General features: G+C 34.8%; 7 protein-coding genes. 6 read left to right on the top strand and 1 reads right to left on the bottom strand.

Annotation, left to right across the window (positions count from 1 at the left end):
- On the bottom strand, positions 1–1,095 hold a 1,095-nt coding region (locus tag HRT72_10555; GenBank protein ID NQY68143.1), incomplete at its 3' end, for a hypothetical protein.
- A gap of 444 nt (positions 1,096–1,539) precedes the next feature.
- On the opposite strand from HRT72_10555, the gene HRT72_10550 reads away from it, so the two are divergent.
- The 6 genes from HRT72_10550 to asnB are packed head-to-tail and all read left to right on the top strand — an operon-like array spanning position 1,540 to position 8,185.
- Entirely contained in the window at positions 1,540–2,499 is a 960-nt protein-coding gene (locus HRT72_10550; protein ID NQY68142.1) for a GDP-mannose 4,6-dehydratase, read from the top strand.
- A complete protein-coding gene (locus HRT72_10545; protein ID NQY68141.1) occupies positions 2,486–3,949 on the top strand; it encodes a hypothetical protein in 1,464 nt (487 codons plus the stop codon). Before HRT72_10550 ends, HRT72_10545 begins: the two co-directional genes overlap by 14 nt.
- 38 nt (positions 3,950–3,987) lie before the next feature.
- On the top strand, positions 3,988–4,938 hold the full coding sequence (locus HRT72_10540; protein ID NQY68140.1) for a glycosyltransferase family 2 protein: 951 nt from the start codon (positions 3,988–3,990) through the stop codon (positions 4,936–4,938).
- Positions 4,935–5,501 carry a methyltransferase domain-containing protein gene (locus HRT72_10535; protein ID NQY68139.1) on the top strand — a complete coding sequence of 189 codons (567 nt, stop codon included), beginning with the start codon at positions 4,935–4,937 and terminating at the stop codon, positions 5,499–5,501. The genes HRT72_10540 and HRT72_10535 overlap by 4 nt, the downstream gene beginning before the upstream one ends.
- 11 nt (positions 5,502–5,512) lie before the next feature.
- The gene (locus tag HRT72_10530) at positions 5,513–6,322 is read left to right on the top strand and encodes a class I SAM-dependent methyltransferase (protein NQY68138.1); all 810 of its coding nucleotides are present in this window, start codon (positions 5,513–5,515) and stop codon (positions 6,320–6,322) included.
- A 3-nt stretch (positions 6,323–6,325) separates the two neighbouring features.
- The gene (gene asnB / locus HRT72_10525; protein NQY68137.1) at positions 6,326–8,185 is read left to right on the top strand and encodes an asparagine synthase (glutamine-hydrolyzing); all 1,860 of its coding nucleotides are present in this window, start codon (positions 6,326–6,328) and stop codon (positions 8,183–8,185) included.
- Positions 8,186–8,493: the final 308 nt, after the last annotated feature.

The raw sequence follows: 8,493 nt of genomic DNA, 5'->3' as shown, positions 1-8,493 counted from the left end.
GATAAGAGTTAGGGTTTCCGTAGGTCCATAGCTCCAACGCATTGCGTATGCTAAATCAAGGCCACCATCCGTTTTTGCCTTTGTTTCTGTAAGTTCTGATTTACCTCCTCTAATGGTTTCCTTGCCATAAGTGTAGGTACTCCATAGAGAAGATACATTTGGTCCAATAGCAAGAACTGCCGCAAAAAGCAATGTAACAAGTTTTATTGCTAGAGATTTAAGGGCTTTGGGTTTTTTTATAAATAAGGCTCCAATAGAAGTCGTTATCAATAGCAAAATGGCTAATGGAATAGTTGTGAAAAATAGAATTGTCGTAGCTGCGTCAACACCATATTTCCAACCATTTACAATAACTATTATTGCAATAACTAACAGAGCTAAATGCCAATAATTACTAACGAATTGGAAGGATGGTGATTGGGTAAGGTAATTTTTTACAGCTTCTTTGTTTTCTGATAATACCAATTCAGCGTATATTATAAATACCACCATTATTGATAAATAATAAATTATTTGAATATGGTTAGCTCCAATGCAAAGGGAAAGTGTTATTGCCGTCAGGATTCCGCCAAGTAATGTCTTGCCTCTTAGCGTATAGAATATACTTGCCAAGACAGGAGCCATGTAACTTATAGTTCGCAATTTACTATTATGGCCTGCTTCGTAGAGAATTAGAAAATGAGTCGAAAATCCAAAGGCAACTGCTCCCAGAAGGGCGACCCAGGGGTCAACTTTAAACGTGAGCAATAGAATATAGAATCCTATCAGGATCGTATACAAAAGTCCCATAGCGCTGGGTAGACGTAAGCCCGTAAGTATTCCAATATGCTTGATGAAGTTACCAGGATATTTAATGCTAATACTAAATGCTGGCATGCCAGAGAATTGAGAATTAGTCCAAAGTGCTTCTTCGCCATACTTTTCTCGGTGCTCCACAACTTCCTTAGATATTGAAGAAGAACGAACGATATCTTGTTGCCTAAGTTCTTTGCCATTAAGAACAGGATAGAAATACGTTAATGTGAGTAAAAGCAGAATTGCTGCGCATATTGCATGCGGCACAATCTTTTGAAAGAATGTTTTTTTATCAAACATAGGGGTAGTTAATTCTCTTGGTTAGCCTTTCAAAAGTAGCGTATAGTACCTTTGTATCAAACAAGCATTTAGCGATAGTTATCCACGATTTGAGTATGCATGAAGGGACTAGGATATTATTGGATCTTACACCGTTATAGGTTTAAAACGATACTGAAAATAGCAGCATTGGGGTATTCTTGTCAACAACGCTTATTTCTGCTTGGGGCTTACTGCATTTTATTGTCAAACTATACTTTACAAGATTCAATATTGTGATGTTTTATTGATCCCATCCCGTTTGTAATATATTTTAAAAGAAATAAATTCGATATTCTTTATCTGATATTTTAAAGGTAACTTAGGCATTTAGGGTATTATTGAGAATGACGCTTAACCTGGGTAATTCATTAAGAAAAATGAATTTAATCAAGCTTTACATTTTAAATATTAGGAAGAAATAATATGAATATTTTAATTACTGGGGTTGCAGGGTTTATTGGCTCACATTTAGCAGAAAGGTTACTGGCCGTGGGGCATAAGGTAATTGGCTTAGATAATTATGATGTCTTTTATTCAAAAGAAGTAAAACAAAATAATCTCTCAAATTTATTATTAGATAAGAATTTTTCATTCGTAGAGCTAGATATTACTGATAAAGAAAATTTATTAAATCATTCTATTTTTCTGGATATAGAAATGGTTGTTCATTTGGCAGCAAAACCAGGCGTAATTCCCTCTTTAAATAATGTAACCGGATTTATCGACACCAATATCACAGGAACAAATAATATACTCGAATTGATGAATAAAATTCGGTGTAAGAAGATGGTTTTTGCATCCTCATCTTCCATTTATGGAAATAATAAAACAATTCCTTTCAATGAAAATGACAATGTAGATTATCCAGTTTCGCCATATGCATTTACGAAAAAGGCCTGCGAGTTATTAACCTATAATTACCACATCTTACATGAATTTCAGATAATAAATTTCAGATTCTTTACCGTTTACGGCCCAAGGCAGCGACCAGATTTAGCAATTCATAGATTCTTTAATCTGATTGCAAATGGAGAAACCTTAAAGATATATGGCGATGGCAGTTCGGCACGAGATTACACTTATATAGATGATACCATCAATGGAATTTGTTCGGGCATTGACTACGTGCTTAATGCTGTTGATCCACTCTATGAGGTGATAAATTTGGGCAATAACCAGCCTGTTAAACTAAGTGATTTAATAAGATCCATTGAAGAAGTACTTGGCCATTCCGTAGAAACTGAACAAAAACCATGTAGAAGTGGTGACGTAGATATTACCTATGCAGATATTGAGAAAGCGAGTACGATGCTCAATTATAAGCCACAGCATTCAATCAAGGAAGGTCTCATGAAATTTAAGGAATGGCATGAAAATAAGTGACCTTCTTGATAAAGATTTTAGGCACGATAATAAATTAATTTGGGTTAGTGCAGCATTGGCAATTAAGTTTGCATTATTCTTTTTCTTCACCCAATTTTTTTCCACTGCAGATCTTAATCCTAAACATATAGCAGGTTTTTGGGGAAATGTAGCCAACGATAGCTTCAGTTATATAGATCCCATAGAAAGACTGATTGAAAAGGACGACATTGCTTTTTTATTTGAATTTCGAATGTTTGGGTATGGAATTCCTTATTGGATGGCGCGGGGGGTGATGAACCAATCGAGTGCATTGAATCTAATTGTTGTTATACAGACAATTGTCTCTGCTTTATCAGTGTATTGTTTGTCTTCGATTGCCGTTCAGATTTTTAAGAAGAGCTTCTATTTTCTACTCACTTTTTGTGGCTATTTTACAGTACTCATCGTGTCGTTATACGACATATATCCAATGACAGAGAGTTTCGCGGCTTCATCACTTATTTTCAGTATTTATTTTATTATCAAGGGTCAGAGGAATACGAATCTTCTTATTTCAGGTTTATTTTTAACATGGGCCATTTTTTTAAAACCAGTTTGTTTTCCTCTCTTGTTACTTTATGTTGTCTATATATTTCTAGAGCATGCAAAGAAGAAAATTGGACAGCTTCTAAAACTAGGATTGATTTTTTTAATCCCGATGATATTAATTGAAGTCATATGGGTTAGTGGTCAATTGAAGTACAACAACATTTTTACATTAACAACTCCAACAATATTCCATCCGCTTTATCTGGATGCGGATAAACACACCATGCCAATAATAAATTTTCAAAAGGCAACCGGTGAGAATTGGGAAGGTGAAATATGGTTTTATTCGGAAGAGGGTAATTATCCATATAGTTCAAGGATAGAAACTTCTGAATTTAATAGGGATTCTTTGATTGCATTAAAAAAGGGGATTCGTTCAGTACAATCAGGAAATTTACAATTTAAAAAAGGTGTAGAACGAGCAGTGGCGAGTATTGAGAACAGAATAATTTCCGCCAAGCTTAACCGTTATACCCAGTCGATTAAGGCGGAGCATCCGTTGTACTTTTATATTATTTCTCCAATAAAATATTTATATAGAACCGTAATTGCCAGTTCCACTGATAGGATGCTAGGATCATATAACACGACAAGTAAAAAACTGATACCTTTCCGAGTTTTACTGGATATTATATTCTGGGGTTTGCAAATGGTATTCTTATTTGCAATGGTAATTATTCTTCGTAAGCACCTTTATAACTACAAATTGCTACTGATTTCAAGTACCACCATATACTTTTATTTTATTCATACAATTGTTTTCAAATCAAGTGATTTTAGGTATTTAGTGGCCATATTGCCTTTAATGGTTTTAATAGCATTGCCAACATGTTTCCAATATTTTGGAACTCATTCATCATCGGCAAAAAACTTAGATTGATTAAGCTTAACTTAGTGAAAATTCTATCTGATTAGCACATGGATAATTTGATTACGATTATTGTACCAGTCTACAATGAAGAAGAAAATGTACCTCTTCTATTTTCTAAGCTAGACAATGCCTTAGATGGCCTCAATCATGAGATTATTGCCGTTAACGATGGATCAAGTGATAAAAGCTGGACGGCACTGAAAAGAGTAGCGCAAAGCAACCCAAAAGTAAAAATCATCGATTTTAAAAGAAATTTTGGCCAAACGGCGGCACTAAATGCTGGCATTCAAAATGCTTCTGGAGAGATCATCATTCTGATTGATAGTGATTTGGAGAACGACCCTAATGACATCAAGAAACTCCGTACTAAAATGGACGAAGGTTATGATGTTGTGAGCGGGTGGCGAAAGGAACGTTGGAAAGGAAGTTACCTTACAAGGAAGCTCCCTTCTTTAATGGCTAATGCCTTGATAAGCAATATTTCGGGGGTTCATCTACATGATTACGGATGTACCTTAAAGGCCTATCGGAAAGAAACCATCAAGGATGTAAGACTGTATGGCCAGATGCATCGGTTTATTCCAGTATTCTGTAAATGGCAAGGCGGTACGGTGGCGGAAATTCCAGTTAATTATCAACCAAGAATTCATGGTGAAAGCAACTATGGTTTATTTAGGATATATAAGGTAATATTAGACTTGGTGCTAATTAAGTTTCTGGACAAGTTTATGCATCGCCCAATACATTTCTTCGGTGGAGCTGGAATACTATCATTTATTGTAATGTTTTTAACAGCTGGCCTTGCGACGTATTACAAGATTACAGGTCAGAAAGATTTGGTTGAAACACCATTACCAACTATTGCTGCTATGTTTTTTATAGTTGGATTATTAATGATACTGTTAGGCGTAATCGCTGAAATGTTAATGAGAACTTACTATGAAAGTCAGAATAGCTTTCCTTTTACAATTAAGGAGAAAGTAAATTTTGAAAAATGAAGAAACTAAATTTAGGATGCGGAGAAGATTACAGGGAAGGATTTGTAAATATTGACTTTCATGATCACATTAACATTGACGTTCAACATAATTTAAATTCGTTTCCGTATCCTTTTGAAGATAATGAGTATGATTATATTATTGCTTCACATATACTCGAACATCTAGAGCTGCCATTCGAGGTTGTAAAAGAGCTGCATAGAATTTTAAAACCGGGAGGGATACTTCATATTAAAGTTCCTCACTTTAGCAGAGGGTTCACTCATTCTGAACATAAGGCAGGATTCGACGTGAACTTTCCATATTATTTTAATCCCAAATTTACAAAATCAGGTTACTACGGAGTAGATTTTAAATTGAATAAAATGGAGCTTCATTATTTCGCTTTTTTTCATTTACTGCCTTACATGGGGGTTGGAAAAATCACTATTGCTATAATGAAAATACTTAACGTTATTGTTAATTTCTTTGCCAATCTAAGTCCTAATGCTTGTTCTCGAATTTGGTGTTACTGGGTAGGTGGATTTGAAGAAATAGAATTTGAATTTACTGCTAATAAGTAACATTAGAGAGAATGGGTAATGACAAAAATACAGCAGAATCGTTTGCATCTTCATGGAATAACCTACCTCAAGGATCTGTATATACAAGGGAACAAGTAGTCGATTGGTTTGATCCTATTACGGATGAAAATTTCAAGAACAAACAAGTTTTAGAATTGGGCTGTGGAAATGGTAGCTTATTAACACATATCATCAATTGGCATCCAGAGAAGCTAACTGGGGTGGATTTGGGTGAATCTGTGCAGTCATGCGAGGAAAATATGAGAAATTCCGGGTTCAAGAATTATGAAGTAATTAAAGGTGATTTAACTACTTACAAAGGTGACAAGGAGTACGATATTGTTTATTGCATTGGCGTTTTACATCACATGCAAAATCCCTACAGTGGATTTGAATCAGTTTTAAGGAATACTAAGAGTGGAGGTAAATTTCATTGCTGGGTATATGCCAAAGAAGGGAACTTTGTTATTCGATTCGTTGTAGATCCGATTAGGAAAATAGCCACCCTTTTACCTTGGTGGATTACAAAGTTTTTGATTGCGACCCCATTATCTTTTATTTATTTCCTTTATGCACATTTTATTGTAATAACCAGGCTATCATTTCTTCCACTTTATGAATACAGTCAATGGATAACTAAAAGAGATTTTCCGTTTTTCAGGCATGTGGCATTTGATCAATTAGTTACACCACAAACTACTTATATTCCAAAGTCGACTATAGATAAGTGGTTAAATGATAGTAATGAAGTGGATAAAGACTCTACTTATACCATTTTCAGAAATGGAAATTCCTGGAAATTCGGAGGAGTGAAGATTTAAAACATGTGTGGAATTGTTGGATTCATAGGTAGAGGTGATTTGGATACAATTTCCAATATGGCTCGATCGATAGAATATCGTGGTCCGGACAATGTCGGTACTTACTATAATGAAGGCGTTGGATTGGGCCAGGTTAGATTAAGTATAATAGATATTGAAAGTAGAAGTAATCAACCTTTTTTTTCAGATGACAAGCGATATAGTATTGTTTTCAACGGTGAGATATATAATTACCTCGAAGTAAAAGAGGCTTTATTAAAAACCAATAAGTATACATTTCGAACAACTTCTGATACCGAGGTTTTACTCTATTCATTTATCGAGTATGGAGTTGATTGCTTGAAAAAGATAGATGGCATGTTTGCATTTACTGTCTTCGACTTTAAAAGCAAGGAGCTTTTCATGGCTCGGGATAGAATGGGTAAAAAGCCACTTTATTATAGCTACCAAAACAACACCTTTGTTTTTGCCTCCGAACCTAAAGCGATTTTTTGCCATAATACGATAAGTAAAGAGCTGAATGTTAGCACTTTGAATAAGTATCTCACTTTCGACTATGTTCCTTCGCCAGATTCGATGTACAGTGATGTCCATAAACTGGAGCCCTCGTCTTATTTAGTATTTGGTGAGGATAAGAAAATTAAGATTGATAAATATTGGGAGGTGGATTTTTCAGAATCGGATATTTCCTTTCAAGATGCCACCAAACAATTGGATGAATTGTTAAGTAATGCTGTGAAAAACAGATTGGTAAGCGATGTTCCTTTAGGTGTGTTTTTAAGTGGAGGACTTGATAGTAGTGCTATTGCTTACTATGCTCAAAAAAACAGTGTGAACAATATTCAGACTTTCTCTGTTGGGTTTAATGAAAAGAGCTACGATGAAAGTGATTATGCCAGGTTAGTGGCTAAGCATTTGGGAACGAAACATCATGAACAGATATTAACACCACAGAAATCGTTGGATCTTATTCCTGAGATTATGAATAAAATGGATGAACCTTTTGCAGATGCCTCCATTATCCCAACTTATTATTTAAGCAAGTTTACCCGGAGCCATGTAACTGTAGCCTTGGGTGGTGACGGAAGTGATGAGATTTTTGCCGGCTATCCTACGTTTATTTCCGAAAAGTATGCAAGCTTATTTCGTTCTATACCATCTATTGGGTTAGATGCTCTCCGAGGTTTAAGTCGATTACTACCGGTAAGTGATAATAATATTAGTGTTGATTTCAAGATCAATCAATTTTTGAAAGGCTTTGAAGAATCGAAGAGATACACGCATTCACTTTGGTTGGGTAGCTTTACACCTCAGCAAAAAAAGCTACTACTTAATTCAGATATCAGAGCAGAATTAAATAATGCTAATGGGTTAGATCCAGTAGATTATTTTTCTAGAGATGTTGCATCTCAAAATCATTTTAATAAACTTCTCTATGTCTATTGTCGAACATATTTATTAGATGATATTTTATACAAAGTAGATAGAGCGAGTATGTTTAATTCATTGGAGGTTCGGGCACCTTTTTTGGATACAAAGGTTATTGAATTTGCAAATAGGTTACCAAGAAAGTATAAGATAAAAGGAGTAAATGTCAAGTATATATTAAAAAACTTGATGAGGGATAAACTTCCATTAGAGATTATCGATAGACCCAAAAAAGGATTTGGAATTCCATTATCCGGTTGGATCAGAAAGGAGTTGAAGGACGAAGTGAATGACGTATTGCTGCAAAAAGATTGTTTTTTTAATCCACAATACATCCAAAATTTGCTTTCCGAACATCATTCTGGAAAAAGAAATCATCGGAAATTAATATGGAACCTCTTTGTTTTCAAGCTGTGGCATAAAAATCAATTTTAATAATGAGAGATTGTAATCGTTTAGTCTTCTGTTTAAAGAGAGTTAGGCAATTTAGTTCGTAAAATAATATCGCGGATTATGTGTTATTTTATAATTCCATTCACAAGCATATTTTGGGCATAGTAAAAAGGCAAGCATTTTTCAATTCTATCATTACCTATTCCGGATTTGGCGCAGGTTATGTAAATACGGTTTTGCTTTTTCCGCTTGTTTTTAGTTCAGGAGATTTAGGCTTACAGCAAATTCTATTAGCAATATCAGCACTCTATTCGCAGTTTGCAGGCTTAGGTCTTAATAAAGTTCTCCTT

This window comes from Flavobacteriales bacterium, assembly GCA_013214975.1.
In the GTDB taxonomy this organism is placed as follows: Bacteria; Bacteroidota; Bacteroidia; order DT-38; family DT-38; genus DT-38.
Note: the sequence above shows the minus strand (reverse complement) of the source record. Positions and strands in the feature narration are given on the sequence as shown.

Coding starts and splice junctions, on each gene's coding strand:
- HRT72_10550 (NQY68142.1), top strand. CDS start 1,540: ATGAATATTTTAATTACTGGGGTTGCAGGGTTTATTGGCTCACATTTA.
- HRT72_10545 (NQY68141.1), top strand. CDS start 2,486: ATGAAAATAAGTGACCTTCTTGATAAAGATTTTAGGCACGATAATAAA.
- HRT72_10540 (NQY68140.1), top strand. CDS start 3,988: ATGGATAATTTGATTACGATTATTGTACCAGTCTACAATGAAGAAGAA.
- HRT72_10535 (NQY68139.1), top strand. CDS start 4,935: ATGAAGAAACTAAATTTAGGATGCGGAGAAGATTACAGGGAAGGATTT.
- HRT72_10530 (NQY68138.1), top strand. CDS start 5,513: ATGGGTAATGACAAAAATACAGCAGAATCGTTTGCATCTTCATGGAAT.
- asnB (NQY68137.1), top strand. CDS start 6,326: ATGTGTGGAATTGTTGGATTCATAGGTAGAGGTGATTTGGATACAATT.